The sequence below is a fragment of the Streptomyces sp. NPDC091376 genome, assembly GCF_044757085.1.
Classification (GTDB): domain Bacteria; phylum Actinomycetota; class Actinomycetes; order Streptomycetales; family Streptomycetaceae; genus Streptomyces; species Streptomyces pratisoli.
Window position 1 is genome coordinate 686,093 of sequence record NZ_JBIVUF010000002.1, and the last position, 26,395, is coordinate 712,487.

24 protein-coding genes and 7 tRNA genes are annotated in these 26,395 nt (G+C 69.8%); 13 read left to right on the forward strand and 18 right to left on the reverse strand.

Going from position 1 to position 26,395, the window contains the following annotated elements; genetic code table 11:
* Positions 1–25: 25 nt before the first annotated feature.
* On the forward strand, positions 26–925 hold the full coding sequence (locus ACIQMR_RS07480) for a phosphoribosylaminoimidazolesuccinocarboxamide synthase (protein ID WP_401383952.1): 900 nt from the start codon (positions 26–28) through the stop codon (positions 923–925).
* A gap of 44 nt (positions 926–969) precedes the next feature.
* Here ACIQMR_RS07480 and ACIQMR_RS07485 read toward each other — a convergent pair.
* The 8 genes from ACIQMR_RS07485 to ACIQMR_RS07520 form a co-directional block, all read right to left on the reverse strand.
* Positions 970–1,045, reverse strand: a tRNA-Gly gene (locus tag ACIQMR_RS07485).
* A gap of 22 nt (positions 1,046–1,067) precedes the next feature.
* Complete coding sequence (locus tag ACIQMR_RS07490) at positions 1,068–1,685, reverse strand: response regulator (protein WP_401383955.1); 618 nt, start codon at positions 1,683–1,685, stop codon at positions 1,068–1,070.
* Positions 1,648–3,006: a sensor histidine kinase gene (locus ACIQMR_RS07495; protein WP_401383957.1), complete on the reverse strand. Its 1,359-nt coding sequence runs from the start codon at positions 3,004–3,006 to the stop codon at positions 1,648–1,650. The genes ACIQMR_RS07490 and ACIQMR_RS07495 overlap by 38 nt, the downstream gene beginning before the upstream one ends.
* Before the next feature lie 17 nt (positions 3,007–3,023).
* Entirely contained in the window at positions 3,024–3,812 is a 789-nt protein-coding gene (locus ACIQMR_RS07500; protein ID WP_401384119.1) for an ABC transporter permease, read from the reverse strand.
* Between the two features lie 38 nt (positions 3,813–3,850).
* Positions 3,851–4,792: an ABC transporter ATP-binding protein gene (locus ACIQMR_RS07505; RefSeq protein WP_401383958.1), complete on the reverse strand. Its 942-nt coding sequence runs from the start codon at positions 4,790–4,792 to the stop codon at positions 3,851–3,853.
* A gap of 143 nt (positions 4,793–4,935) precedes the next feature.
* Positions 4,936–5,008 (reverse strand) — tRNA-Gly (locus tag ACIQMR_RS07510).
* Positions 5,009–5,086: 78 nt separating this feature from the next.
* A tRNA-Gly gene (locus ACIQMR_RS07515) sits at positions 5,087–5,158 on the reverse strand.
* A gap of 137 nt (positions 5,159–5,295) precedes the next feature.
* On the reverse strand, positions 5,296–5,625 hold the full coding sequence (locus ACIQMR_RS07520) for an Lsr2 family protein (protein WP_401383960.1): 330 nt from the start codon (positions 5,623–5,625) through the stop codon (positions 5,296–5,298).
* A 299-nt stretch (positions 5,626–5,924) separates the two neighbouring features.
* Here ACIQMR_RS07520 and purS point away from each other — a divergent pair, with 299 nt between their 5' ends.
* Genes purS through purL form a run of 3 tightly spaced genes read left to right on the forward strand, consistent with a single transcriptional unit; the run spans position 5,925 to position 9,093 of the window.
* A complete protein-coding gene (gene purS, locus ACIQMR_RS07525; protein WP_266379892.1) occupies positions 5,925–6,170 on the forward strand; it encodes a phosphoribosylformylglycinamidine synthase subunit PurS in 246 nt (81 codons plus the stop codon).
* Positions 6,167–6,847, forward strand: coding sequence for a phosphoribosylformylglycinamidine synthase subunit PurQ (gene purQ / locus ACIQMR_RS07530; RefSeq protein ID WP_266379890.1), 681 nt, complete (start codon positions 6,167–6,169; stop codon positions 6,845–6,847). The genes purS and purQ overlap by 4 nt, the downstream gene beginning before the upstream one ends.
* Positions 6,844–9,093 carry a phosphoribosylformylglycinamidine synthase subunit PurL gene (purL, locus tag ACIQMR_RS07535; RefSeq protein ID WP_401383964.1) on the forward strand — a complete coding sequence of 750 codons (2,250 nt, stop codon included), beginning with the start codon at positions 6,844–6,846 and terminating at the stop codon, positions 9,091–9,093. The genes purQ and purL overlap by 4 nt, the downstream gene beginning before the upstream one ends.
* A gap of 87 nt (positions 9,094–9,180) precedes the next feature.
* Here the strand turns inward: purL and ACIQMR_RS07540 are convergent, their stop codons facing one another.
* A complete protein-coding gene (locus ACIQMR_RS07540; protein ID WP_266379879.1) occupies positions 9,181–9,585 on the reverse strand; it encodes a nuclear transport factor 2 family protein in 405 nt (134 codons plus the stop codon).
* Positions 9,586–9,698: 113 nt separating this feature from the next.
* Between ACIQMR_RS07540 and ACIQMR_RS07545 the strand changes: the two genes are divergently transcribed.
* From ACIQMR_RS07545 to purM, 4 genes are all read left to right on the forward strand, one after another.
* Complete coding sequence (locus ACIQMR_RS07545; RefSeq protein ID WP_401383966.1) at positions 9,699–10,496, forward strand: sterol carrier family protein; 798 nt, start codon at positions 9,699–9,701, stop codon at positions 10,494–10,496.
* Between the two features lie 77 nt (positions 10,497–10,573).
* Positions 10,574–11,413: an META domain-containing protein gene (locus tag ACIQMR_RS07550; RefSeq protein ID WP_401383968.1), complete on the forward strand. Its 840-nt coding sequence runs from the start codon at positions 10,574–10,576 to the stop codon at positions 11,411–11,413.
* A 278-nt stretch (positions 11,414–11,691) separates the two neighbouring features.
* Positions 11,692–13,209 carry an amidophosphoribosyltransferase gene (gene purF, locus ACIQMR_RS07555; protein ID WP_401383970.1) on the forward strand — a complete coding sequence of 506 codons (1,518 nt, stop codon included), beginning with the start codon at positions 11,692–11,694 and terminating at the stop codon, positions 13,207–13,209.
* 36 nt (positions 13,210–13,245) lie between these two features.
* Entirely contained in the window at positions 13,246–14,310 is a 1,065-nt protein-coding gene (purM, locus tag ACIQMR_RS07560; RefSeq protein WP_401383972.1) for a phosphoribosylformylglycinamidine cyclo-ligase, read from the forward strand.
* A gap of 63 nt (positions 14,311–14,373) precedes the next feature.
* Here the strand turns inward: purM and ACIQMR_RS07565 are convergent, their stop codons facing one another.
* Both ACIQMR_RS07565 and ACIQMR_RS07570 read right to left on the reverse strand, forming a co-directional pair.
* Positions 14,374–14,637, reverse strand: coding sequence for a DUF3073 domain-containing protein (locus tag ACIQMR_RS07565; RefSeq protein ID WP_266379864.1), 264 nt, complete (start codon positions 14,635–14,637; stop codon positions 14,374–14,376).
* Between the two features lie 325 nt (positions 14,638–14,962).
* The gene (locus ACIQMR_RS07570) at positions 14,963–16,045 is read right to left on the reverse strand and encodes a Leu/Phe/Val dehydrogenase (RefSeq protein WP_401383975.1); all 1,083 of its coding nucleotides are present in this window, start codon (positions 16,043–16,045) and stop codon (positions 14,963–14,965) included.
* 155 nt (positions 16,046–16,200) lie between these two features.
* Here ACIQMR_RS07570 and ACIQMR_RS07575 point away from each other — a divergent pair, with 155 nt between their 5' ends.
* Positions 16,201–17,046, forward strand: coding sequence for a hypothetical protein (locus tag ACIQMR_RS07575; protein ID WP_401383977.1), 846 nt, complete (start codon positions 16,201–16,203; stop codon positions 17,044–17,046).
* Positions 17,047–17,525: 479 nt separating this feature from the next.
* Entirely contained in the window at positions 17,526–17,732 is a 207-nt protein-coding gene (gene bldC, locus ACIQMR_RS07580) for a developmental transcriptional regulator BldC (protein WP_003949541.1), read from the forward strand.
* Between the two features lie 395 nt (positions 17,733–18,127).
* Here the strand turns inward: bldC and ACIQMR_RS07585 are convergent, their stop codons facing one another.
* From ACIQMR_RS07585 to hrpA, 3 genes are all read right to left on the reverse strand, one after another.
* A complete protein-coding gene (locus tag ACIQMR_RS07585; protein WP_401383979.1) occupies positions 18,128–18,448 on the reverse strand; it encodes a DUF6274 family protein in 321 nt (106 codons plus the stop codon).
* A 166-nt stretch (positions 18,449–18,614) separates the two neighbouring features.
* Positions 18,615–18,689: transfer RNA gene (locus ACIQMR_RS07590), tRNA-Asp, on the reverse strand.
* Positions 18,690–18,780: 91 nt separating this feature from the next.
* A complete protein-coding gene (gene hrpA / locus ACIQMR_RS07595; protein ID WP_401383981.1) occupies positions 18,781–22,737 on the reverse strand; it encodes an ATP-dependent RNA helicase HrpA in 3,957 nt (1,318 codons plus the stop codon).
* Positions 22,738–23,018: 281 nt separating this feature from the next.
* On the opposite strand from hrpA, the gene ACIQMR_RS07600 reads away from it, so the two are divergent.
* The 3 genes from ACIQMR_RS07600 to ACIQMR_RS07610 all read left to right on the forward strand — a co-directional run bounded on the left by ACIQMR_RS07600 (position 23,019) and on the right by ACIQMR_RS07610 (position 25,219).
* Positions 23,019–23,450: a hypothetical protein gene (locus ACIQMR_RS07600; RefSeq protein ID WP_401383984.1), complete on the forward strand. Its 432-nt coding sequence runs from the start codon at positions 23,019–23,021 to the stop codon at positions 23,448–23,450.
* A gap of 168 nt (positions 23,451–23,618) precedes the next feature.
* Positions 23,619–24,395 (forward strand): DsbA family protein, encoded by a 777-nt coding sequence (locus ACIQMR_RS07605; protein ID WP_401383986.1) that lies wholly within the window; start codon positions 23,619–23,621, stop codon positions 24,393–24,395.
* Entirely contained in the window at positions 24,392–25,219 is an 828-nt protein-coding gene (locus ACIQMR_RS07610; RefSeq protein WP_401383988.1) for a cytochrome c biogenesis CcdA family protein, read from the forward strand. The genes ACIQMR_RS07605 and ACIQMR_RS07610 overlap by 4 nt, the downstream gene beginning before the upstream one ends.
* 83 nt (positions 25,220–25,302) lie before the next feature.
* Here the strand turns inward: ACIQMR_RS07610 and ACIQMR_RS07615 are convergent, their stop codons facing one another.
* From ACIQMR_RS07615 to ACIQMR_RS07630, 4 genes are all read right to left on the reverse strand, one after another.
* Positions 25,303–25,842 (reverse strand): putative immunity protein, encoded by a 540-nt coding sequence (locus ACIQMR_RS07615; RefSeq protein WP_401383990.1) that lies wholly within the window; start codon positions 25,840–25,842, stop codon positions 25,303–25,305.
* 239 nt (positions 25,843–26,081) lie between these two features.
* Positions 26,082–26,155: transfer RNA gene (locus ACIQMR_RS07620), tRNA-Phe, on the reverse strand.
* Between the two features lie 23 nt (positions 26,156–26,178).
* Positions 26,179–26,253, reverse strand: a tRNA-Asp gene (locus tag ACIQMR_RS07625).
* A 46-nt stretch (positions 26,254–26,299) separates the two neighbouring features.
* A tRNA-Glu gene (locus ACIQMR_RS07630) sits at positions 26,300–26,372 on the reverse strand.
* Between the last annotated feature and the right edge of the window lie 23 nt (positions 26,373–26,395).

Genomic DNA, 26,395 nt, shown 5'->3' on the forward strand with positions numbered 1-26,395 from the left:
CTGGATCAACCTACGCGGAGGAACCGTGTCCGGATTCGTAGAAAAGCCCGAGCCGATTCAGGTTCCGGGGCTGACCCATCTCCACACGGGCAAGGTCCGCGACCTGTACGAGACCGGGACCGGTGACCTCGTGATGGTCGCCAGCGACCGCATGTCCGCGTACGACTGGGTGCTGCCGACCGAGATCCCCGACAAGGGGCGGGTGCTCACCCAGCTCTCCCTCTGGTGGTTCGAGCGTCTCGTGGACCTCGTCCCCAACCATGTGATCTCCACCGACCTCCCGGCCGGCGCCCCCGCCGACTGGGCCGGCCGCACCCTGATCTGCAAGGCGCTCGAGATGGTGCCGGTCGAGTGCGTCGCCCGCGGCTATCTGACCGGCTCCGGCCTGGCCGAGTACAACGAGACCCGCACGGTCTGCGGCCTCGCCCTCCCCGAGGGGCTCGTGGACGGCTCCGAGCTGCCCGCTCCGATCTTCACCCCCGCCACGAAGGCGGCCGTCGGCGACCACGACGAGAACGTGTCGTACGAGGAGGTCGCCCACCAGGTCGGCGCCGAGACCGCCGCCGTGCTGCGCCGGACGACCCTCGATGTCTACGCCCGCGCCCGTGACATCGCCCGGGAGCGCGGGATCATCCTCGCCGACACCAAGTTCGAGTTCGGCTTCGACGGCGAGCAGCTGATCATCGCCGACGAGGTGCTGACCCCGGACTCCTCGCGCTTCTGGCCCGTCGACCAGTGGCGGCCGGGCCGCGCCCAGCCCTCGTACGACAAGCAGTACGTACGCGACTGGCTGACCTCGCCGGCCTCCGGCTGGGACCGCAAGAGCGAGCAGCCGCCGCCCGCACTGCCGCAGGACGTCGTGGACGCGACCCGCGACAGGTATCTGGAGGCGTACGAGCTGCTGACCGGCACCGCCTGGTCGTAGTCACGAAGAAGCCCCCCGGCCGATCGGCCGGGGGGCTTCTTCTCTGGAGCGGACGACGAGATTCGAACTCGCGACCCTCACCTTGGCAAGGTGATGCTCTACCAACTGAGCCACGTCCGCATGCGCCGTAGCGCGAGGACCACTATACCCAACCGCGCTCGCGTGCGAGACGCACCGCGGTGTGCCGGTTCTCGGCGCCCAGCTTCACGGCTGCCGACGACAGATAGTTACGGACCGTTCCCTGCGACAGCGATGCCCGCTCGGCGATCTCCGCGATGGGCGCGCCGTCCCCGGCCAGTTCCAGCACCTCGGCCTCGCGCGCGGTCAGCGGGGAGTCCCCGGCGGAGATCGCGTCGGCGGCCAACTCGGGGTCGACGTAACGGTTTCCCGCGTGGACGGTGCGGATGATCTCGGCGAGCCGCTGCGCGCTGACGGTCTTCGGTACGAAGCCGCGCACACCGGCGGTGAGCGCGCGCTTCAGATGCCCCGGGCGTCCGTGACTGGTCACGATCATGGTCCGGCACTCCGGCAGCTCGGCCCTCAGCGATGTGGCGACCTTCACACCGTCCCCGCCCGGCATCTGCAGGTCCAGTACGGCCACATCGGGCCGGTGTGCCCGCGCCATGGCCAGTGCCTCGGATCCCGACGCGGCCTCCGCGACGACGAGCAGATCGTCCTCCAGCGCGAGCAGCGCGGCGAGCGCGCCGCGGATGAGGTGCTCGTCATCGGCGAGCAGCAGCCGCACGCGATCCTGGCTCACGGTCGTCCTCCTGTTCTGGGGCACCGCCGGTCTGTTCTGGGGCACCGCCGGTCTGTTCTGCGGCGCCGCCGGTTCCTCCGGCGTTCGGGGACGGGCACTCCGCGACCGCTCGCGGTAGCGGAACCTCCGCCGTGAGGCGGAATCGCTCGCCCGCCGTGCGCTTCGCCTCCAGCGTGCCGCCCAGCACGGCCAGCCGCTCCCGGAGTCCCGTGAGGCCCGAGCCCTGCCCCCGCGCGACATCCGGAGCAGTCGAGTTGCGTACGCCGTCGTTCTCCACCGTCAGCACCGCGGAGCCGGTGGACACCGCGAGGCGGATCGAGCAGCGCGCCGCGTCCCCGTGCCGCAGCACGTTGGTCGTCGCCTCGCGGACGACCCACGCCAGCGCCGACTGGACCTCGGCCGGCAGGTCCGAGTCCGGCGACCCGATCGAGCAGTTGATTCCCGCGGCCGTCAACACGCCGCGCGCTCCCGCGAGTTCCGTGGGCAGGTCCGCCGCACGGTATCCGCGTACGACATCGCGCACCTCGCGCTGCGACTCCTGTGCCGTGCGCTGGACCTCGGCCATCTGCTCCACGGCCTCCGGCCGTCCCCGCCGGGCCAGTTGCACGGCGAGTTCGCTCTTCAGCGCGATCACCGCGAGATTGCGCCCCAGCACGTCGTGCAGGTCCCGTCCGAACCGCAGCCGTTCCTCGGCGACCGCGAGACGCGCCTGCACGTCGCGTGCCTCGCGCAGCTCCCACATCACCGCGAGGACCCACATCGAGACGCGGATGGTGAAAGCGGTCCACGCGATGGTGAACCCGGCCACAGCGGCGAAGTGCGCCACATCGGCCGACGTGGCCCCGCGCAGGGGAAGCAGCCCGGCGATCACGGCCAGCACTCCCCCCTGGGTCAGAGCGAGGGTGCTGCCCTTCGTGATCAGGCACTGGCTGATCACGAAGGGCAGCAGCGCCGTCGCCAGCATCATGACCAGCAGCCCTGTCGACGGGACGGCCGTGGCCAGCGCCAGCACGGTCCCGACGACCGCGGCCGTCGTCGCCGCCGCACAGCCGATTACCCGGCGTGGCACCGCTCCCCGGCCCAGATACGCGTCCATCGACCGCCGCGCCAGCCGGGCGCAGACCGCGCCCATCGCGAGCGCGAGCGGCGGCCCGGCCACGACCAGCGCCGGTGCGCCGCCTTCCCGGACCGGCTCCGTCAGCAGGAGCAGCGCAAGGCCGACGGCCGCGGCCCAGACGAGTCCGTAGACCGTGCCGCGCGTATAGAGGTCGACCTTGGCCGGCCGGCTGCGGCCGCTCCAGCCCTTCACCCGCACAGTCACTCCCGAAAGCTCACGAATCAGCGCCGCGGCTCCCAGCGGAACCACCGCCGCACAGCAAACACCGAGATCACGGTCCAGGCCAGTGCGCTCAGCGCCGCGCCCGCCCAGTCCGCCGCGTCCGCCCCGCCGAGCAGACCGGCCTCCACCAGCCGTACCGCACCGGTCATCGGCAGCAGCTCGCACACCGACGCGATCCGCTCCGGCAGCAGATCGAGGGGGACGAACAGCCCCGAGCCGGCCGCGGTGACCAGGAACAGCGGCATCGTCGTGATCTGTGAGCTCTCGACGGTACGGGTGATCGCGGAGGTCGCGGCGGCCAGCGCCGTCATCAGGACCGTGCCCAGCAGCACGCCCGCGAGGAGCAGTTCGGGCCGTGGTGGCGCACCCGTGCCGAGGAACGCGGCGCCCGCGACGACGATCAGCGCACACTGCACGAGCGCCAGCGCGGCGGCCGGCAGCGCGGTCCCGGCGAGGACCTCCAGGTCGGACACCTCGCCCGTCCGCAGCCGCTTGAGCACCAGCTCCTCACGCCTGGCCACGAACGCGGAGGTGAGGTTGAGGTACACGACGAGGATCAGCACGAGCCCGATGGCGCCGGTCAGCAGCGCGCCGCCGACGGTCACTCCGGTCCCGGCGAGGTCGAAGCGGTCGAGCGTGGACCGCAGCGGGACGACCATCGCCACGGGCATCAGCAGCGCGACGAACAGCGCGGTCCTGTTCCGAACGAGGAGGGTCAGCTCGGCCCTGCCGAGCGCCGTCAGCCGGCCGGCCGCCGTCGTGGTCGTGACCGTGGTCGTGGTGGTCATGCCTGCCGTGGTGGTCGTTCCGGTCGTGGTGGTCGTGTTCACAGGGCACCTTCCAGTTCCGCGTCCGTCCGTGACCGGGCGATGTCGAGGAACGCCTCTTCGAGCGAGGCGGAGCGGGCGTCGAGCCCCTCCAGCCGTACGTCTGCCTCCTCCGCCCAGCGGAGCAGTTCACCGAGCGAGCGCTGCAGGTCGTGCGTACGGATCTCGACCCGCTGCCCCTCGGCCGCGGCACGCAGCGCGAGCGGCAGCCGCGCCGCCGGTACCTCCCGCGGCAGGACGAAGCGGATACGGGACGGACGCGAGGCGGTCACCTCGGCCGGGGTGCCGGTGGTGACGATCCGCCCCTCGTGCATGATGGCCAGCCGTTCGGCCAGCGTCTCCGCCTCCTCCAGGTAGTGCGTGGTCAGCAGCACGGTCGTCCCCGTGTCCCGCAGCTCCCGCACCAACTCCCAGGTGTCCCGGCGACCTTCCGCGTCCAGGCCCGTCGTGGGCTCGTCGAGGAAGAGGACCTCGGGCCGGCCGAGCAGGGCCAGTGCCAGGTCGAGCCTGCGCCGCTCACCGCCGGAGAGCTGCTTGACGCGTACCCGGGCCCGGTGTCCGAGGCCCACCAGGTCCAGTGCCTCCGGCACGGGCCGCGCCCCACTGGTGCAGCCGGCCCACATCCGCACGGTCTCCGTGACCGTCAGATCGGAGGGGAAGCCGCCCTCCTGGAGCATGACCCCGATCCGGGGCCGTACGGCGGCGCGTTCGCGGTACGGGTCGTGGCCGAGCACCCTTACGGTCCCGGCGCTCGGAGCGGCGAGTCCCTCCAGCAGCTCGACGGTGGAGGTCTTGCCTGCGCCGTTCGTCCCGAGCAGCGCGAACAGTTCGCCGCGTGCCACGGAGAAAGTGATTCCGCTCACGGCCTCGTAGCCGCCCGTGTAACTGCGGCGCAGCTCGGCCGCCTCGATCACGTACCCGTCGGTCCCATCGGTTTCCATGCTTCGAGGGTTCCGCCGGACCGGGGCCGGGGGCAGTGCGTGCTGTCATCGCCGCACATGACAAATGTCAGGCGCGCTCATACCGAGGTCGCGCACATACGACGAAGGCCCCGGTCGTGTTGACCGGGGCCTTCGTTCACCTGAGCGGACGACGAGATTCGAACTCGCGACCCTCACCTTGGCAAGGTGATGCTCTACCAACTGAGCCACGTCCGCATTGCTGCCGCTCAGCTCTCACTGGGCGGTGCGTCACCACTGTACCTGATCCACCGGAGTGGTCGGTGAGCGGTGCGGAGCGGGTGACAGGAATTGCACACTGCGCCTTCCCTCTGGAAGAGGGCTGTTCTACTACTGAACTACACCCGCACGCTCCGTGAGGTCCGGCCTTCCGGCCTCGCCCCTCGGCGTGCTCCAGACTTTAGCCCACCTGCGGGGGTGCAGTGCAACTCGGTTCACCGCGGGTGCCGGTCCGCGGGTGCTTCTCCCCGTGTCCTGCCGGTTGTTCAGCTCGCCTCGCGGAACGCCTCGTAGACGCGCTTGGGGATGCGGCCGCGGGCCGGCACGTCCATCTTGTTGGACTGGGCCCAGGCGCGGACGGCCGCCGGGTCGGGGGCGAGGGCGGTGTGGCGGTACTCCCTGTGGGGTCTGCCCGAGTGCTTGCCCGCCTTGCGTCCCGCCGCCACGTACGGGGCGAGGGTCTTGCGCAGTTTCTTTGCATTGGCGGGATTGAGGTCGATCTCGTACGACTTCCCGTCCAGGCTGAACGAAACCGTTTCCGTCGCTTCTCCGCCGTCGATGTCGTCGGAGAGTGTCACCACTACGCGCTGCGCCACGGATATCGGTCCTTTCCTGCGGTTCGCCGTGCCGCGTCGGTACAGGTCAGTACTGACACGGGGCGATACCGGTATTCCGGCTGCTGCGGGGCATTGCTGCTTTCCGCCGTATTCCTTTGTACAGCGGACGGCAGCGCATTGTGAAGCCCAGCCAATTGCATCCGCGTGTCCTCCGCAATGGGTCGGCGGAGTTTTTCTCTGGATTTTCACATGGGGTTCTCCCGATATCTATGCGCGTAGATTTTTCGGGCGGGTACGCTGAGGGAACCGCCTTCAGCACCACACCATCGGGAGTGCCAGTGGCACGCGTCGTAGTCGACGTCATGCTCAAGCCGGAGATCCTCGACCCGCAGGGCCAGGCGGTGCAGCGTGCACTGCCCCGCCTGGGCTTCGAGGGGATCGCGGACGTACGTCAGGGAAAGCGCTTCGAACTCGAGGTGGAGGGACCGGTCGACGATGCCGCCCTCGCCCGTATCCATGAGATGGCCGAGACGTTCCTCGCCAACACCGTCATCGAGGACTTCGTCGTAAAGGTGGAGTCGTGACCTCTCGTATCGGAGTCGTCACATTCCCTGGAACGCTCGACGACCAGGACGCCCTGCGGGCCGTCCGCCTCGCGGGCGCCGAGCCCGTTTCGCTGTGGCACCGTGACAAGGACGTCAAGCAGGTCGACGCGGTCGTCCTCGCGGGCGGCTTCTCCTACGGCGACTATCTGCGGGCGGGTGCCATCTCCCGCTTCTCGCCGGTGATGGAAACGATCATCGAGCAGGCGAAGGCCGGGCTGCCGGTCCTCGGAATCTGCAACGGCTTCCAGATCCTCACCGAGGCCCATCTGCTGCCTGGCGCGATGCTGCGCAACAACCATCTGCACTTCATCTGCCGCGACCAGAAGCTGCGGGTGGAGAACGCGGAAACCGCCTGGACCGCCGATTACGAGCAGGGCCAGGAGATCTCCGTTCCGCTGAAGAACATGGACGGGCGCTACGTCGCCGACGAGCGCGTCCTCGACGAGCTCGAGGCCGAGGGCCGGGTCGCGTTCCGCTACCTGGACGGCAACCCGAACGGCTCGCTGCGCGACATCGCGGGCATCACGAACGCCGCGGGCAACGTCGTCGGCCTGATGCCGCACCCCGAGCACGCCGTGGAGCCGCTGATCGGCACCGGCGGCACGGACGGCCTCGGATTCTTCACCTCGATCATCAAGAAGCTGGTCGCCGCATGACTCTCGACACCGTCAAGCACGCAACCGTGACGCCCGGGACCGAGCAGCCCTGGAAGGAGCTCGGCCTCAAGGAGGACGAGTACACGCGCATCCGCGAGATCCTCGGCCGCCGCCCGACCGGTGCCGAGCTCGCGATGTACTCCGTGATGTGGTCCGAGCACTGCTCGTACAAGAGCAGCAAGGTCCATCTGAAGCAGTTCGGCGAGAAGGCCCCCGAGAACGACGCGCTGCTCGTCGGCATCGGCGAGAACGCGGGCGTCGTGGACGTCGGCCAGGGGTACGCGGTCACCTTCAAGGTCGAGTCGCACAACCACCCCAGCTACATCGAGCCCTACCAGGGCGCGGCCACCGGCGTCGGCGGCATCGTCCGCGACATCCTCGCCATGGGCGCCCGCCCGGTCGCGGTGATGGACCCGCTGCGCTTCGGCGCCCCTGACCACCCCGACACCAAGCGCGTCCTGCCGGGCGTCGTCGCGGGCATCGGCGGCTACGGCAACTGCCTGGGCTTGCCGAACATCGGCGGCGAGGTCGTCTTCGACCCCTGCTACCAGGGCAACCCGCTGGTCAACGCGCTGTGCGTGGGTGTCATGAAGCACGAGGACATCCACCTGGCGAAGGCGTCCGGCGCCGGCAACAAGGTGATCCTCTACGGCGCCCGCACGGGCGGCGACGGCATCGGCGGTGTGTCGGTGCTGGCGAGCGAGACCTTCGAGTCGACCGGTCCTGCCAAGCGCCCGGCCGTCCAGGTCGGTGACCCGTTCCAGGAGAAGCTCCTCATCGAGTGCACCCTGGAGATCTTCGGGGAGAAGCTGGTCGCCGGCATCCAGGACCTCGGCGGCGCCGGTCTGTCCTGCGCGACGAGCGAGCTGGCGAGCGCCGGGTCCGGCGGTATGCGGGTCGAGCTCGACACCGTTCCGCTGCGTGACGCGACCCTCTCGCCCGAGGAGATCCTCATGAGCGAGTCGCAGGAGCGCATGTGCGCGATCGTCGAGCCGCGGCACGTCGACCGCTTCCTGGAGATCTGCGAGAAGTGGGACGTCATCGCCACGGTCATCGGTGAGGTGACGGACGGCGAGCGGCTGGAGATCTTCTGGCACGGCGAGCAGATCGTGGACGTGCCGCCGGGCACCGTCGCCCACGAGGGCCCGACCTACCACCGGCCGTACGCCCGCCCCGAGTGGCAGGACGCCCTCCAGGCGGACGACGCGGGCAAGCTGCCCCGGCCGGCCACGGGCGAGGAGCTGCGCGAGCAGGTCCTGAAGCTGGTCGCGTCCCCGAACCAGGCGTCGAAGGCCTGGGTGACGGACCAGTACGACCGCTTCGTGCAGGGCAACACCGTGCTGGCCCAGCCCGAGGACTCCGGCATGGTCCGGATCGACCCGGACACCAACCTCGGTGTCGCGGTCGCCACGGACGGCAACGGCCGGTACGCGAAGCTCGACCCGTACACGGGCGCGCAGCTCGCGCTGGCGGAGGCGTACCGCAATGTCGCCGCCTCCGGTGCCAAGCCGCTCGCGATCTCCGACTGCCTGAACTTCGGCTCGCCCGAGGACCCGGCCGTCATGTGGCAGTTCGCCGAGGCCACCCGTGGTCTGGCCGACGGCTGCCTGCAGCTGGGCACTCCGGTGACCGGCGGCAACGTCTCGCTCTACAACCAGACGGGCGAGACCGCGATCCACCCGACGCCGGTCGTGGCCGTGCTCGGTGTGATCGACGACGTCACGCGCCGTACGCCGATCGCGTTCGCCGAGGAGGGGCAGCTGCTCTACCTGCTGGGCGACACGCGTGAGGAGTTCGGTGGCTCGGCCTGGTCGCAGGTGATCCACGACCACCTCGGCGGCATGCCGCCGAAGGTCGACCTGGACCGGGAGAAGCTGCTCGGCGAGATCCTGATCTCGGCCTCCCGCGACGGCATGATCGACGCGGCGCACGACCTGAGCGACGGCGGTCTGGTCCAGGCGGTCACCGAGTCCTGCCTGCGCGGCGGCACGGGTGCGCGGCTGGTCGTCCCGGACGGTCTCGACGCCTTCACGTTCCTCTTCTCCGAGTCCGCGGGCCGTGCGGTCGTCGCCGTGCCGCGCAGCGAGGAGCTCCGCTTCACCGACATGTGCGGTGCGCGGGGGCTGCCGGCCACACGGATCGGTGTGGTCGACGGGGACGCGGTGGACGTACAGGGCGAGTTCGCCATCCCGCTGAGTGAGCTGCGCACGGCTCACGAGGAGACCATCCCGGCCCTGCTCGCCTGACGCACAGCGCGGCACAGCACGCCACAAGCCCCCGTCCGGACGGATCGCCGTCCGGACGGGGGCTCTGCCGTGCGGCCGCTTCACCGCTCAGCCGGCGGGGCCCCAGAACGCGTCCGTCTCGTCGATGTCCTGAACGCACTCGTCGATGTCGGTGATCTTGCCCCCGACGATGGTGAACCAGAGGCCGCCCGGCATCTCGATGCCACGGTCGCCGCGCTCGGCGTAGTACTTGTGGACGGCCATGACGTGTCCCCGGCCGTCCGGATAGGCGCCGTGCAGTTCGACTCGCAGGCTGCCGCCGGCGAGCTCCATGCGCTCGCCGTACATCTCCAGGATGTTGTCCTGCCCTTTGTAGTGACCCGAGAGCCGGCTGCTCCCCGGGATGTGGTGGATGCAGTCCGCTGTCAACAGGGTGCGGAGGGTTGCCATGTCGCCCTTGTTGAAGGCGTCGTAGCCCCGGCGTACCAGGGCACTGTCCGGGTGCTCAGACATGCTGTGTCACACCTTTCGTACCGGTATTCCCGCCATCTCTCATCTTCTGACGGCTCCCGTACCCGTGCCATGCGACAGGGAACTGCCCCGTGCCGAGGACTAACCTCGGCCCCATGCCACCGGCCAGAAAGCGCACCCGCAGCTATGACTCCGCCAAGATCCGCGCCGCCGTCCTCACCCAGTTCGGACATGTCCGGGAGGCGGTAGGGACGTTGTCCCCCGAGCAGCTGGAACTGCCGACCAGGCTCGGCGACTGGACCGTCCGCGAGCTGGCCACGCACATCGCGATCGGATTCGCCTCCGTCGCACGTGCGGCCGGGCTGCCGGAACCGGCGAAGGCGGAAGTCGCGCTGCTGGACTGGCCGTCCACGACGGCCGCGCGTGCCGAAGCGGTCGACGAGGCGGTACGGGCGGCGGCGGCCGACGCCTCTCAGGACCTCGCCGCGCTGTACGGACGGACCGCCGAGGAAGTCGGCGAAGTACTGTCGGGGACGCCCGGTGACCGGCTGGTCCAGACCCGCGGGGGTGCCCTCCGCCTCGATGACCACCTCGTCACCCGCGCCGTCGAACTCGTGGTCCACACCGACGACTTGAACGCTGCGACCGGGCTGGGCATCCCGTACGACCGGCAGGCGCTCGCGGCCTGTGTGCGGCTCCTCGCGGACGTGCTCGCCGCGAAGGCGCCCGGTGGTTCGGTGGAGGTGCGGATCCCGCCGTACGCCGTGGTGCAGTGCGTCGAGGGTCCCCGGCACACCCGTGGCACCCCGCCGAACGTGGTCGAGACCGACCCGCTGACCTGGGTCCGGCTCGCGACGGGTCGCACGCGATGGGACACGGAGCTCGACGCGGCCGCCGTGAGCGCGAGCGGTGAGCGCGCCGATCTGTCGGCGCTGCTCCCTCTGATGAGCTGAGAGCCGCCGCGCCGCCCTGATGGGCCGAGGTCGGGGCCCTGGGGGAACCGGAGCCCCACCCGTCCCGTCACAGAGACATGCGTACTCAGCTGATCGTTCCCGCAATGGCCGCCCTGACGGCCGTCCTCACGCTCACCGCCTGTGGCACGGAGACGGGCTCGGGAAAGGGCGCGGGCGACGGCTCAGGAGACTCCGTACAGCCCGCCGCGCCCCTCACCGGCGTGCGCTGGACCGTGGAGAGCGTCACCGTCGACGGGAAGAAGACGGCGGCCCCGGCCGGCGCCCACGTCGAGTTCGAGAAGGGCCGGGCCGAGGGCAACTACGGCTGCAACCACTTCGGGGCCGACGCGAAGATCGAGGGCGACACGATCACGGTCGGGCAGGCCCAGATGACGGAGATGGGCTGCGCGAAGGACGTCCAGGGCTTCGAGAGCGCGCTGAGCAAGGCACTCTCGGGCGAGCTCGAGGCGAAGGTGTCCGGCGCCTCCGGCGAGGCGGGCAAGAGCGCCAGGAGCCTCGTCCTGACCACGGCGGACGGCGACTCCGTCGCGCTGGCCGCGCAGCCCCCGGCGCCGCTCGTGGGCACGAAGTGGACGGTCACGTCCCTGCTCAAGGGCGAGGTCGCGTCCTCCCTGCCCGCCGGCACGGAGAACAAGGCCCACCTCGTCATCGGCAAGGACGGATCCGTCCGCGGCAACCTCGGCTGCAACACCTTCCGCGGCGAGGCGAAGGTGTCCGGCTCGACGATCACCTTCGGCCGCCTGTCGACCACGCGCATGATGTGCACCGGCACCTCGGCGATGGTGGAGCGGTCCGTGACCGAGGCCCTCACGGGCAAGGTGACGTACGAGCTGAACCACCGCAGCCTGTCCCTCACCGCGGAAAGCGGCAGGGGACTGTCGGCGACGGCGGGCTGACCGCGGGGCGTCGGGCTGACCCCGGGGCGTACGCCCCGGGAAGGGGCCGGGCATGCCCCCGGAAGCGCCCGGAAGGGACCGGTACATGCCCGGGCGTCCTTCGGAACGGACGGTGCGGAGAGTGATGTGCGGCACGCCTCAACGCGCGTCACCACCACCCGTATGTCCCGCCAAAGGCTTCATTACGCGGCTTTTGTGCGAACATCTGACCTGATCAACGACTGTCCGTCGCCATCCCCAATTCGGACCAGTGGTCGATCTCGCCTACACTCGGTGCCGTGCCACGTGGTGACGGACGACTCAACCACGACCTGCTCCCCGGCGAAAAGGGCCCCCAGGACGCTTGCGGCGTCTTCGGTGTCTGGGCTCCGGGCGAAGAGGTCGCCAAGCTCACGTACTTCGGGCTCTACGCCCTTCAACACAGGGGCCAGGAATCCGCGGGAATCGCGGTCAGCAACGGCTCCCAGATCCTCGTCTTCAAGGACATGGGCCTCGTGTCCCAGGTCTTCGACGAGACCTCACTCGGCTCCCTCCAGGGTCATATCGCGGTCGGTCACGCCCGCTACTCGACCACGGGTGCCTCCGTGTGGGAGAACGCGCAGCCGACCTTCCGGGCGACCGCCCACGGCTCCATCGCGCTCGGCCACAACGGCAACCTGGTCAACACGGCCAAGCTCGCCGAGATGGTCGCCGACCTGCCCCGCAAGGACGGCCGCGCCACCCAGGTCGCCGCCACCAACGACACCGACCTCGTCACCGCGCTGCTCGCGGGCCAGACCGACGACGACGGCAAGCCGCTCACCATCGAGGAGGCGGCCGCCAAGGTCCTCCCCGACGTCATGGGCGCCTTCTCCCTCGTCTTCATGGACGAGCACACGCTCTACGCCGCCCGCGACCCGCAGGGCATCCGCCCGCTGGTCCTCGGCCGGCTGGAGCGCGGCTGGGTGGTCGCCTCCGAGTCCGCCGCGCTCGACATCTGCGGCGCGAGCTTCGTGCGCGAGATCGAGCCGGGCGAGCTCATCGCGATCGACGAGAACGGACTGCGCACCTCCCGCTTCGCAGAAGCGAAGCCCAAGGGCTGTGTCTTCGAGTACGTCTACCTCGCCCGCCCCGACACCGACATCGCCGGGCGGAACGTGTACCTCTCCCGGGTGGAGATGGGCCGCCGCCTCGCGAAGGAGGCGCCCGCCGAGGCGGATCTCGTCATAGCGACGCCGGAGTCGGGCACCCCCGCCGCCATCGGCTACGCGGAGGCCTCCGGCATCCCCTACGGCGCCGGACTGGTCAAGAACGCCTATGTCGGCCGGACCTTCATCCAGCCGTCCCAGACCATCCGTCAGCTCGGCATCCGCCTCAAGCTGAACCCCCTCAAGGAAGTCATCAAGGGCAAGCGCCTGGTGGTCGTCGACGACTCGATCGTCCGCGGCAACACCCAGCGCGCACTGGTCAGGATGCTCCGCGAGGCCGGCGCCGCCGAGGTCCACATCCGGATCTCGTCCCCGCCCGTGAAGTGGCCGTGCTTCTTCGGCATCGACTTCGCGACGCGCGCCGAGCTGATCGCCAACGGCATGACGATCGACGAGATCGGCACCTCGCTCGGCGCCGACTCGCTCTCGTACATCTCCATCGACGGCATGATCGAGGCCACCACCATCGACAAGCCGAACCTCTGCCGCGCCTGCTTCGACGGTGAGTACCCGATGGAGCTGCCCGACCCCGAGCTCCTCGGCAAGCAGCTTCTGGAGACCGAGCTTGCGGGCGGCGCCGACGCCGCCGACGCGCTCCGTCGTCCGTGATCAAGCCCCGTAATCCCAACCGAAAGATCCCAGGCAATGTCTGAGACAGGTGCTTCCTACGCGGCCGCGGGCGTCGACATCGAGGCAGGCGACCGCGCCGTCGAGCTGATGAAGGAGTGGGTCAGGAAGACCCGGCGCCCCGAGGTCCTCGGCGGCCTCGGCGGCTTCGCCGGCCTCTTCGACGCCTCGGCTCTCAAGCGCTACGAGCGTCCGCTGCTCGCCTCCGCCACCGACGGCGTCGGCACGAAGGTCGACCTCGCCCGTCAGATGGGCGTGTACGACACGATCGGCCACGACCTGGTCGGCATGGTCGTCGACGACCTCGTCGTCTGCGGCGCCGAGCCGCTCTTCATGACCGACTACATCTGCGTCGGCAAGGTCCACCCGGAGCGCGTCGCCGCCATCGTCAAGGGCATCGCCGAGGGCTGCGTGCTCGCCGGCTGTGCGCTGGTCGGCGGCGAGACCGCCGAGCACCCGGGCCTGCTCGGCCCGGACGACTTCGACGTCGCGGGCGCCGGTACGGGCGTGGTGGAGGCCGACCGGCTGCTGGGCGCGGATCGTATCCGTACGGGGGACGCGGTCATCGCCATGGCGTCCTCCGGCCTTCACTCGAACGGGTACTCGCTCGTGCGGCACGTGGTCTTCGACCGGGCCGGTTGGGCGCTGGACCGGGAGATCCCGGATTTCGGCCGCACTCTCGGCGAGGAGCTGCTGGAGCCCACCAAGATCTACTCGCTGGACTGCCTGGCGCTGACCAGGACCACCGAGGTGCACGCCTTCAGCCACGTCACCGGCGGCGGGCTCGCCGCCAACCTGGCCCGGGTCGTCCCGGACGGGTTGCACGCGGTCGTCGACCGGTCCACCTGGACGCCGGGCGCGGTCTTCGACCTCGTCGGCACGGCGGGTCAGGTCGAACGCCTGGAGCTGGAGAAGACGCTCAACATGGGCGTCGGCATGATCGCCGTCGTTCCCCAGGAGTCCGTCGACGTGGCCCTGACGACGCTCGCGGACCGGGGCGTGGACGCCTGGGTCGCCGGCGAGATCACCGAGCGCGGCGAGCACACCACCGGCGCGGCCCTGGTCGGCGACTACGCGAGCTGAACAGCACAGAACCCGGTCCGGGGTCGGGCCCCGGACCGGGTCTGAAGTAAGCAGGTGCAGGCGTCAAGCACCGCGACGCTGCGACGACGGATCGGACTCTTCGTCCTCGTCATCGTCGTCGTTGTACATATCCGCGTAGCGGGCGTACGGGTCGTCTTCCTCGTCGTCGTCCTCGAACGGCTCGCCGTTCGGCGGCTGACTCGAAATCGGACTCGAAGTCGATGCGCCCAGCTCGTTGGCCAGACGCGACAGGTCAGTCCCGCCGCTGTTGTACTTCAGCTGGCGGGCGACCTTCGTCTGCTTGGCCTTGGCCCGGCCGCGCCCCATGGCTCGACCCCCTCGGTGACGGGGCTCGACGGCCCCAGAGTCTTGACACGCGTTCATGGTTCGGAGCGGGCTCTCCTTGGAGAGACCGTGTCCGTAGAGCTTCAACGGTACCTGCTTCCGCGGCCATACGGTACGCCGCCCGCATCACGTGCCACCTCGCAGGACCGGCGAGGCGCCCCGTCCTCGCTGGTCAACCGCGATTTTAACCTGTTCTTGGCGGGCGGCTCGCCGACCGGCGTGAGTCTTGTCTCCCCGGTGTGCTCCGTCCCCGGTGCGCGCTGCCCGGCGCGCACCGGGGACGGTCGGCGAGACCGCCCGCGAGGTACTACCGGCGGCGCGCCTCGGACATGCGCTGCTCGGCGATCCGGTCCGCCGCCGCGGCCGGCGGAATACCGTCGTCCTTCGCACGTGCGAATATCGCCAGCGTGGTGTCGAAGATCTTCGACGCCTTCGCCTTGCACCGGTCGAAGTCGAAGCCGTGCAGCTCGTCGGCGACCTGGATCACCCCGCCCGCGTTCACGACGTAGTCGGGCGCGTAGAGGATGCGGCGGTCGGCGAGGTCCTTCTCGACACCCGGGTGCGCGAGCTGGTTGTTGGCGGCGCCGCACACGATCCTGGCGGTCAGCACGGGCACGGTCTCGTCGTTCAGCGCACCGCCGAGCGCGCACGGGGCGTAGATGTCCAGGCCCTCGGTGCGGATCAGCGCATCGGTGTCCGGCGCGACCGTGACCTGCGGGTACTTGTCGGTGACACGGCGCACCGACTCCTCCCGCACATCGGTGACGACGACCTCGGCGCCGTCCTCCAGAAGATGCTCGACCAGGTAGTGGCCGACCTTGCCGACTCCCGCAACACCGACCTTGCGGCCGCGCAGCGTCGGGTCGCCCCACTCGTGCTGGGCGGAGGCGCGCATGCCCTGGAAGACGCCGTACGCGGTGAGGACGGACGAGTCGCCGGCGCCGCCGTTCTCGGGCGAGCGCCCGGTGGTCCAGCGGCACTCGCGCGCCACGATGTCCATGTCGGCCACGTAGGTGCCGACGTCGCACGCCGTGACGTAACGACCGCCGAGCGAGGCGACGAACCGGCCGTAGGCCAGCAGGAGCTCCTCGGACTTGATCCGCTCCGGGTCACCGATGATCACGGCTTTGCCACCGCCGTGGTCGAGGCCGGCCATGGCGTTCTTGTACGACATCCCCCGGGAGAGGTTCAGCGCGTCGGCGACGGCGGCTTCCTCGGAGGCGTACGGGTAGAAGCGGGTGCCGCCGAGGGCGGGGCCCAGGGCGGTGGAGTGGATGGCGATGACGGCCTTCAACCCAGTGGCACGGTCCTGACACAGCACGACTTGCTCATGTCCGCCCTGGTCCGAGTGGAACAGGGTGTGCAGGACGCCGTCGGTCACATCGGTCACGGTGGTGACTCCCAAGTACGAAGCGGCGATTGAGGGCCCTCCTGCGGGTGGGGAGGGACCTGATGGGCAAGAGAGTAAGTCCTACGCGGGGGTAGATCGCTCGCAGTGCTCAGGATCACCCCCTCCCGGAGTACGCGCGTGGAAGGATCTGTGACATGCCGCCCGCCACTTCTGTGCTCGTCCCGTACGCGTCCTACCTGCGGGTGTACGAGCCGTTGGCGGCTTTCCCCGAACCGGAGCGGGGCCACTGGGCGCGGTACGCCCGGCGCGAGCGCACCCCCACGGCCCAGGACGAACTGCGACGGTCGCTCGCGGACCTGCTGCCGACCCCTCCCGTGGCCGTTCCGGTCCACGAGAGCGCCGACGCCTTCGTCACGGAGGCCGACGGCGTCGTCTGCGTCTGTCCCTGGCGTACGCGGCTGCGCGGCTGGCTGGCCCTGGAGGAGCTGACGGAGCTCTTTCCCCCCACGGTGCTCGACGCGGTCCTGCCGCCGGTGGTGCGCGGCCAGGCCGCCGCGGACTACGAGGCGTGGCGCGAGCGCAACCCGGACGCGCGGCCGTGGATCAGGACGGCGGTGTGGCAGGTGCCGGTGCGCTGGTTCACGCTCTTCGCGGACGACGAGCGTGAGTACGAGCCGGGGGACGTGGCGGGTGTTGCGCCCGTACTGCGCTACCGGACGCCCATGGTGCAGGCCAGGCGCCGGCTGGCGCGCTCGCTCAAGGCGCTGAGGGAGTCCGTCGACGAGGGGCCTCTCACGGAGGGCCTGGTAGATGTGGGGCGGTGGCTGGAGGAGTTCCATCCGCGTTCCCTGGTCGAGCTCGACTACGGCGGACTCGTCCACGCCCTGTCTCCGGCACAGCTCGCCGAGGACCACTCGGCCGCCGATGTGGCCGAGGGGATCGCGGCGCTGCGGGACGGGGACGGCGAGGGCGCCGGAGAGGCCTACGGCCGGCTCACGGACCGCTGGCGGGCGGTACGCGATCGTCAGTTCGCCAACTGACGATCCGGCCTCCGCGGGCTGAACGAGGAGTGTCCGGGACGTAGGTCCCGATCCGGGCCTTTGTCTCAAGCGTGACGGACAGCACTAAGTCGTCCCTTGCGTCGCTCGCCCACCCTCGTGCCAAAATAGGACAAGGAGTCCGGGGAGGGTTCCTTCCGCCTACCTAAGGGCGGATATCTCAGCATTGCACTCTATGGGGGGTCTGATGACTCCTGATCGCTCTGTGACTGATCGTCACTGTGACGTGACTGTCCGTTATGGCATGAACCATCGGCTTCCGCCGCTGATGAACACCTGAGAGGGCAATTCCATCGGTTTGGCCGACGTGGCTGGACAGATGGTGTAGTTGTAGTGCCGAGGACAAGCCGTTCGTCCTATAACCGACTCGGCCCGCGTCCGCCATTTCGGGCAACGCGGGTCAAGGTGCAGAATTTAGAGGAAAGAACCGAGAAGGTTCGGTTCTCCCGAGGAGGCCGCTCATGACCGCTCGCACCCCTGATGCCGAGCCGCTGCTGACCCCGGCTGAGGTTGCCACGATGTTCCGCGTGGACCCGAAGACGGTCACTCGCTGGGCAAAGGCAGGCAAGCTCACGTCCATCCGTACGCTCGGTGGACACCGCCGGTACCGCGAGGCAGAGGTCCGCGCACTGCTTGCGGGTATTCCGCAGCAGCGCAGCGAGGCCTGACACCCCGATAGCAGGGCACAGCCGGGTCCCCCAACCCCGCAGCCCGAACTGAGCTCGACACGGCGGGCGCCTGCCCCAACAGGTTTCGTCGTCGATCGCGCTGGACTCCGCCGGGTCCAGCGCGATCTTTTTTATGCCCGGAAGGAGCTCCCGCGAGGGCGCGTTCGCAGGTGGGCGCGGGGTTCGCGCACGGCCGGCGCAGGGCGTCGGAGCACCCTTCGGAGCCGGGCGGAGCCGCTCACAAGGGGGTGCAATTGCACGTATTTGATTTTTCGGCTGTAGGGAGGGTGTAAGTTCCCCTGTTTCCCAAACAACTTCGGTGACTCCCGTCACATGCCGACGGTCTTGCCAAGGCGAGCCTGCCACGTGTGCGGATCGGGACAAGGCGCCATTGGTCACGCATGGGAGGGACCTTCGTCCTCGGGGCCGGTGCCCGGTTCGGGCCCCGGCATCGGTCCCCGCTCGGCGGGCACCGCCCCCGGCTCCGTCCCTCGCTCCGCCCTCCACTCGGCCGGCCTCGGCTCCGGGAGCGGCTCAGGCCCCTCCGGGGCGCTCTCGTAGGGATCCATCGGGACGGTCTCGGACGGATCCATGGCGAGGCGCAACAGCCGATGGCAGACCGGACAGTGCCGGGTGAGGTGCCGATAGCCGGAAACGGCCGCCAGATGGGCGCGCAGCAACGCCCTGGTCTCGTGCCTCGCTGTGGATGCCGCCATCGCGCCACCTCCGCGGTCGGGGGCCCCGCAACCCCTGTCTTGACTGGGTACCGGCGGCAGGCCACCGCAGTCAATACGCCGGAAGGCCCGCACCACTTGGGCGGGCCTTCCGATGACGGCACGACGAAGGCCCGCACCAGCTGGTGCGGGCCTTCGGTGATACGCGCGGTCCTGACGGGATTTGAACCCGCGGCCTCCACCTTGACAGGGTGGCGAGCACTCCAAACTGCTCCACAGGACCAGGTTTCGCAGCCCCACTGCTCGTTGGCTGCGAGAGAGACTGTACAGCAGGTCAGAGGGTCCGGTCGAACTCACTCAAGGCGACGGCCGCGTCACGGTGCCGCCGCGTCGATCGCCTTGACGATGCGCTTGTCGGAAACGGCGTACGCGGTGCCCAGGGCGTGGGCGAAGTAGCTCACCCGCAGTTCCTCGATCATCCAGCGGATGTCCAGGACCTCCTGCGGCACCGGCCGCCCCTTGGGCAGCTGTTCCAGCAGCCAGGCGTACTCGTCCTGCATCTCGTGGACCTTGGCCATACGGGTCGTGTCGCGCTGGACGGCCGTCGGCATCTGCTGCAGCCGGCGGTCGACCGCGACCAGATAGCGCATCAGGTCGGGCAGCCTGCGCACCCCTGTGCGCGTCACGAAGCCGGCCGGCATCAGGGCCGTCAGCTGCTGCCGTACGTCCTGGACGTTGTTCATGAGGGCCAGGCTGTTGGTGGCCTTGAGCCGACGCTCGCAGGCCTGCCAGGCTGCGAGGATCTGCCCGACCTGGTCGACGGTCCGCACGGTCGCGTCCACGAGGTCCGCGCGGACCTTGTCGTACAGCTTCCGGAACGATTCCTCATCCCAGGCCGGCCCGCCGTGGTCGGCGATCAACCGGTCCGCGGCCGCCGTCGCGCAGTCGTCGAAGAGCGCCTGGATCGAGCCGTGCGGATTGCGGGACAGAGCGAGCTTCTGCTGGTTCGTCAGCCGCTCGGAGGCGAACTTCGCGGGGTTCACCGGGATGTTCAGCAGGATCAGCCGGCGCGTGCCGCGCCACATCGCCTGCATCTGCTCGGCCTCGGTGTCGAAGAGCCGTACGGAGACGGTCTCGCCGTCGTCCACGAGCGCGGGGTAGGCCTTGACGGGCTGGCCCGCGCGCCGGGTCTCGAAGACCTTCGTGAGCGTGCCGATCGTCCAGTCCTTCAGGCCCGTCCGCTCGATGGCGTCACCGCCCGAGCGCCCGGCCGTGGCCGCGGCGGCCTTGGACAGCGCCTGGCGGGCCTTGGGCTTCAGCTGGAGCCTCAGGGCCTCCAGGTCCTTGTCCTCGGCCAGGTTGCGGCGCCGCTCGTCGATGATCCGGAACGTTATCTTCAGATGGTCCGGGACCTTGGACAGGTCGAAGTCGTCGCCCGTGACCGGGACGCCGACCATGCGCTGGAGCTCTCGCGCGAGCGTGACCGGCAGCGGCTCCTGCAGGGGCACGGCCCGCTCCAGGAACGCCTTCGCGTAGTTCGGCGCCGGCACGTAATGGCGGCGGATCGGCTTCGGCAGCGAGCGGATCAGCTCCGTGACGACCTCTTCGCGCAGGCCCGGGATCTGCCAGTCGAAGCCCTCGTCCCTGACCTGGTTCAGCACCTGGAGCGGGATGTGGACGGTGACGCCGTCCGCGTCCGCGCCCGGCTCGAACTGGTAGGTGACCGGGAACATCAGCGGTCCCTGCCGCCACGAGTCCGGGTAGTCGTCCTTGGTGACCGCCCCGGCCTTCTCGTTGATGAGCATCTCGCGCTCGAAGTCGAGGAGGTCGGGCTCCTCACGGCGCTTGTGCTTCCACCAGGAGTCGAAGTGCGCCCCCGACACCACGTGCTCGGGCACCCGCTGGTCGTAGAAGTCGAACAGCGTCTCGTCGTCCACGAGGATGTCGCGGCGGCGGGCCCGGTGCTCCAGCTCCTCGACCTCGGTGAGCAGCTTGCGGTTGTCCGCGAAGAACTTGTGGTGCGTACGCCAGTCGCCCTCGACCAGCGCGTTGCGGATGAAGAGCTCGCGGCTCGCCTCCGGGTCGATGCGGCCGTAGTTCACCTTGCGCTGGGCGATGATCGGTACGCCGTACAGCGTGACCTTCTCGTACGCCATCACCGCCGCCTGGTCCTTCTCCCAGTGCGGCTCGCTGTAGGTGCGCTTGACCAGGTGCTCCGCGAGCGGCTCGATCCACTCGGGCTCGATCTTCGCGTTGACCCGCGCCCACAGCCGGGACGTCTCGACCAGCTCGGCGGACATGACGAAGCGCGGCGGCTTCTTGAACAGCGCGGAGCCGGGGAAGACCGCGAACTTGGCGCTGCGGGCGCCCAGGTACTCGTTCTTCGCTGTGCTCTTCCCGCCATCCCCCCCGGCGTTCTTCACGTCCTTCATCCCGATGTGGGAGAGGAGGCCGGAGAGGAGCGAGACGTGGACGGACTGCTCGGCCGCGTCCTCCTCGTTCGGATGGATGCCCATCTGCTTGGCGACCGTGCGCAGCTGCGCGTAGATGTCCTGCCATTCGCGAATGCGCAGGAAGTTCAGGTACTCCTGCTTGCACATCCGGCGGAAGCTGGAGGAGCCGCGCTCCTTCTGCTGCTCGCGGATGTACCGCCAGAGGTTGAGGAAGGCGAGGAAGTCGCTCGTCTCGTCCTTGAAGCGGGCGTGCTGCTGATCGGCCTGCGCCTGCTTCTCGGCGGGACGCTCGCGCGGGTCCTGGATCGAGAGCGCGGCCGCGATCACCATGACCTCGCGGACGCATCCGTTCTTCTCGGCCTCGATGACCATCCGGGCCAGACGCGGGTCCACGGGCAGCTGCGCGAGCTTGCGGCCCAGCTGCGTCAGCCGCTTCCTCGGATCCTTCTGCGCGGGGTCCAGCGCGTGCAGCTCCTGCAGGAGCTGCACACCGTCGCGGATGTTGCGGTGGTCCGGCGGGTCGATGAAGGGGAACTTCTCGATGTCGCCGAGCCCGGCCGCGGTCATCTGGAGGATGACGGACGCCAGGTTCGTACGGAGGATCTCCGCGTCGGTGAACTCCGGGCGGGCCTCGAAGTCGTCCTCGGAGTAGAGGCGGATGCAGATGCCGTCGGACGTACGGCCGCAGCGGCCCTTGCGCTGGTTGGCGCTGGCCTGGCTGACGGCCTCGATCGGGAGGCGCTGGACCTTGGTGCGGTGGCTGTAGCGGGAGATACGGGCGGTGCCCGGATCGATGACGTACTTGATGCCGGGGACCGTCAGCGACGTCTCGGCGACGTTGGTCGCGAGGACGATCCGGCGGCCGGAGTGCGCCTGGAAGACGCGGTGCTGCTCGGCGTGCGAGAGCCGGGCGTAGAGGGGGAGGACCTCGGTGCCGCGGAGGTTCTTCTTGATGAGCGCGTCCGCGGTGTCGCGGATCTCGCGCTCGCCGGAGAGGAAGACGAGGATGTCGCCCGGTCCTTCGGACTGGAGCTCGTCGACGGCGTCGCAGATGGCGGTGATCTGGTCGCGGTCGGAATCGTCGCCGTCCTCTTCGAGGAGGGGACGGTAACGGACCTCCACCGGATACGTACGGCCGGAGACCTCCACGATGGGCGCGTCGCCGAAGTGCCGGGAGAAGCGCTCGGGGTCGATGGTCGCGGAGGTGATCACGACCTTGAGGTCCGGCCGCTTCGGCAGCAGCTGGGCCAGATACCCGAGCAGGAAGTCGATGTTGAGGGACCGCTCGTGGGCCTCGTCGATGATGATCGTGTCGTACGCGCGCAGCTCGCGGTCCGTCTGGATCTCCGCGAGGAGGATGCCGTCCGTCATGAGTTTGACGAAGGTCGCGTCCGGGTTCACCTGGTCGGTGAAGCGGACCTTCCAGCCGACCGCCTCGCCGAGCGGGGTGCGCAGCTCCTCCGCCACTCGCTCGGCGACGGTCCGTGCGGCGATCCTGCGCGGCTGGGTGTGCCCGATCATGCCGCGTACGCCGCGGCCGAGCTCCATACAGATCTTGGGGATCTGCGTCGTCTTGCCGGAGCCGGTCTCACCCGCGACGATCACGACCTGGTGGTCCCGTATCGCCGCCAGGATGTCGTCCTTCTTCTGACTGACCGGCAGTTGTTCTGGGTACGTGATCCCGGGCAGGCGTGTCGCGCGCTCGGCGGTCCGGGCGGCGGCCTGCGCGGCCTCGGCCGCGATCTCGTCCAGCACGGCCTGCCGGGCCTCGGGCGTACGGATGCGGCGGGTGCCCTCGAGGCGCCGCCCGAGCCGGTGCGCGTCGCGCAGCGAGATCTCGGCCAGCTGCTTCTGGAGATCGGCGAAGGAAGTAGACATACGGGATCCAGGATCGCACCCGTGCGAGCGGAGTGGCGAACCCATTTCCGGGTGGGTTTCCGGGGGCGGAGTGCGGGGGCCGCGCAGGGGGCTCCGGGCGGTGCTTCGGGGCGGTGCTTCGGGAGTGGCGGTCCGCAGGCCCGTACGATTACGGACACATCGATCAGCAGATCAAGCAGATCGAGAAGATCCAGAAGATCGAGCAGATGACGCCGATCAAGCCACGAAGCCGATCAAGCCGATGACGCCGAACACGTCGGTCGACAGGAGAGCACCCGCCCATGCCCGGCCTCAGCAGCAGGTGGCGCCGCGTCCTCGCGGTCGTGGCCGCGCTGACGGCGGTGCTGACCGGCGTGCTGCTCGGTACGGCGACGGGCGCCGCGGCGGACATCGGCCGGACGGTCGCGGTGGCGGACTCCGTCGCGGTGGCGGCCCCGGCCGGGGCGAGCGTCCTGACCGCGCTGGCGGCCCCTGCCGATGGGCGACAGGCACCCGGCTGCGACGACGGCTCCGGTGACGACGGCGGGTTGAGTCCCGCCACTCCGCCGCGCGGGTCGTCCGCGTACGAACTCCTGCCGGCCCTGCAGACCTCCGCCCACGGTGCGTCCGGCTGCTGGGCCGTGCACGGCGCCGTGCTCGATCTCGCGCCGGGGCGCGCTCCGCCGCCGGTCGCGGCTCCGAGCCCGATAGATCTCTCCGTCCTGCGCGTATAGGCGCGGCACAGCCGTGCCCAGCCCTTCCCCTCGCGTCCCGGAGAGAACACAGCCATGTCCGCTGCCCGTCGTACCCGCCTTCCCAAGTCGCAGACCACGTCCACGTCGCGGTCGCAGTCAACGCCGCAGTCAAAGCCCCGGTCAAAGCCGCAGTCCCGGGCCCGGTCCATGAAGCCGTTCGCGTTCGGCGCCGGAGTCGCCGCGGCCGCGGTCCTGCTCGGCGTCGTCTCGTACACCGCCACCAGGCCCGACGATTCCGCGGCCGGCGGGCGCACCGTCGCCGAGGAGTCCGCGGACCCGCAGGCCGACGTGTACGCCGAGCTGGAGAAGCTCGCCCGGCGCGATGCGCGCGACCCGCTCGCGCTGGGCCGCGCGGACGCACCCGTCGTGATGATCGAGTACGCCGACTTCAAGTGCGGCTACTGCGGGAAGTTCGCCCGCGACACCGAGCCGGCGCTGGTGAAGAAGTACGTCGACAACGGCACCCTGCGCATCGAGTGGCGCAACTTCCCGATCTTCGGCGAGGAGTCGGAGGCGGCGGCGCGCGCGGCCTGGGCGGCCGGGCAGCAGGGCAGGTTCTGGCAGTTCCACGAGGCCGCGTACGCCGAGGGCGCGAAGGAGAAAGGCTTCGGCGAGCCGCGACTGAAGGAGCTCGCCGCCCTGGCAGGGGTCAAGGACCTGGACCGTTTCGTGCGCGACGCCGACGGGGAGGCGGCCCGCCGGGCCGTGGCGAAGGACCAGCAGGAGGGGTACGGGCTGGGCGCGACGTCCACGCCGTCGTTCCTGGTCAACGGCCGGCCGCTCGCGGGCGCCCAGCCGCAGCGGGCCTTCACCGACGCGATCGAGGCCGCGCGGAAGGCCGCGACGGAGAAGGCGGCAGGATCGACGCCTTCGGGACCGAAGCCGTCGGGACCGGAGTCTTCGGGACCGGCGGGCGGCAAGTGAGCGACATCGGATACCTGGCCGCCTTCCTCGGCGGCCTCCTCGCCCTGCTCAGTCCGTGCAGCGCCCTCCTGCTGCCGGCGTTCTTCGCGTACTCGATCGACACCGCGACCAGACTCATGGCGCGCACCGGCATCTTCTACGCCGGTCTCGCGACCACGCTGGTGCCGCTGGGCGCCGCCGGTTCGTTCGCCGGCCGGCTCTTCTACGGCCACCGGGAGCTGCTGGTCACCACCGGCGGCTGGATGATCATCGCGCTCGGCGTGGCGCAGCTCGCGGGCCTCGGCTTCGCCTCCCGCAGGCTCGCCGCGGTCGGGGGCCGTATCCGCCCCACGACGGCGGTCTCCGTCTACGCCCTCGGCCTGGTCTACGGGCTCGCGGGCTTCTGCGCGGGCCCGATCCTCGGCAGCGTCCTCACAGTCGCGGCCCTCAGCGGCAGCCCCGCCTACGGGGGACTGCTCCTCGCCGTCTACGCCCTCGGCATGGCTGTGCCGCTCTTCGTCCTCGCCCTCCTCTGGGAGCGCTACGAGCTCTCCCGCCGCCGCTGGCTCCGCGGCCGGACCGTCCGCATCGCGGGCCGCTTCGAACTGCACACCACCTCGGCCCTGTCCGGCCTCTTCTTCATCGTGCTCGGCACCCTCTTCCTCGCCTTCGACGGCACCACTGCCCTCCCGGGCCTCCTGTCGGTCGACGACTCCTTCGCCGCGGAACAGTGGGCGTCCTCGGTGGGCCGCGCGATCCCCGACTGGGTACTGCTGACAACGGTGGTGGCGATCGCGGCGATCGTCCTCGCGGTACGGGGGTGGCGGAGCCGCGACCGGGCGTGAGGGGTCCGCTTCCGGTGGGGCGCGTCCGGGCGGACGGGCCCCACCGGTCGTCAGCCGACACGAGCGGTGGCGGGTGGTCTCGCTCAGCGGGACGTGCGCAAGGATGTGTCCAGGATGGTCATGAGTTGTGCAGCACGACTCTTACCGGTCGGTGCGAGGGGGTACCGGTTGAGGACATCGATCAAGACCGGTGTGGCGCGTTGTCGAGCCTGCTCGATCAGCTTGAGCCCTACGGCGACATCACCGCCGGCATTCAATTCCCCCACGAGCGCCGCGCTTGCAGCAGCTCGCAGGATGTGACCTACCTGAGTGGCTTTCGCGATCGGATGAAGGTAAGCCGCAGAGGCAGCATCGCCTGCGGCGCGCGCGGCGAGCCGTTCGGCTTCGGTGGCCGCTTCCTTCGCCGCGCGGTGAGCATCCAAGGAGGTGATTCGCTGGAGCTTGGTCCTTCTCGCGCCGTTCACGAACTCCCGTGCGGCGTCGATCGCTGCACGAGGTCGAGGATCGCCGGGGTTGGCAGCCTCGAACACAGGGAGAACTTCCTCAGCGCTCTCCACGACGTAACGTGCGACACCGCGCAGCTCATCCATGGTCAGCTGGAAGTCCCCGAATACGGTCGTCACGGATCCGATTCTCCCACCGATCAACCGCCTGAAGCCCAGTATCCGGACCGTGGACCGGGCCCTTCAGCGCGTCGGCGAGGAGCTCCGGCTGGTCGAGCGCCTACGCCGCAGTTCGTCATACGGCGGGTCCTCCTGGGGCACCGGTCTTGGTGCTGTCGGCGTACCGATTGGCGTAGCCGACACGAAAACACCCCCGTCGAAGATCTTCGGCGGGGGTGTTTGCCCTGGTAGGGCTGCGGTGGCTGGGGCCGGGGTCGAACCGGCGACCTTCCGCTTTTCAGGCGGACGCTCGTACCAACTGAGCTACCCAGCCACGCGACTCGCGAGGAGTCGCAGCGGTCCTGACGGGATTTGAACCCGCGGCCTCCACCTTGACAGGGTGGCGAGCACTCCAAACTGCTCCACAGGACCAGAGGTGATGCATTGTGCGAGAGCAAGTCTCGCACACGGTTGTACGTGCCCCCAACGGGATTCGAACCCGTGCTACCGCCTTGAAAGGGCGGCGTCCTGGGCCACTAGACGATGAGGGCTAAGGGCCCGCCTGGGCGCTTCG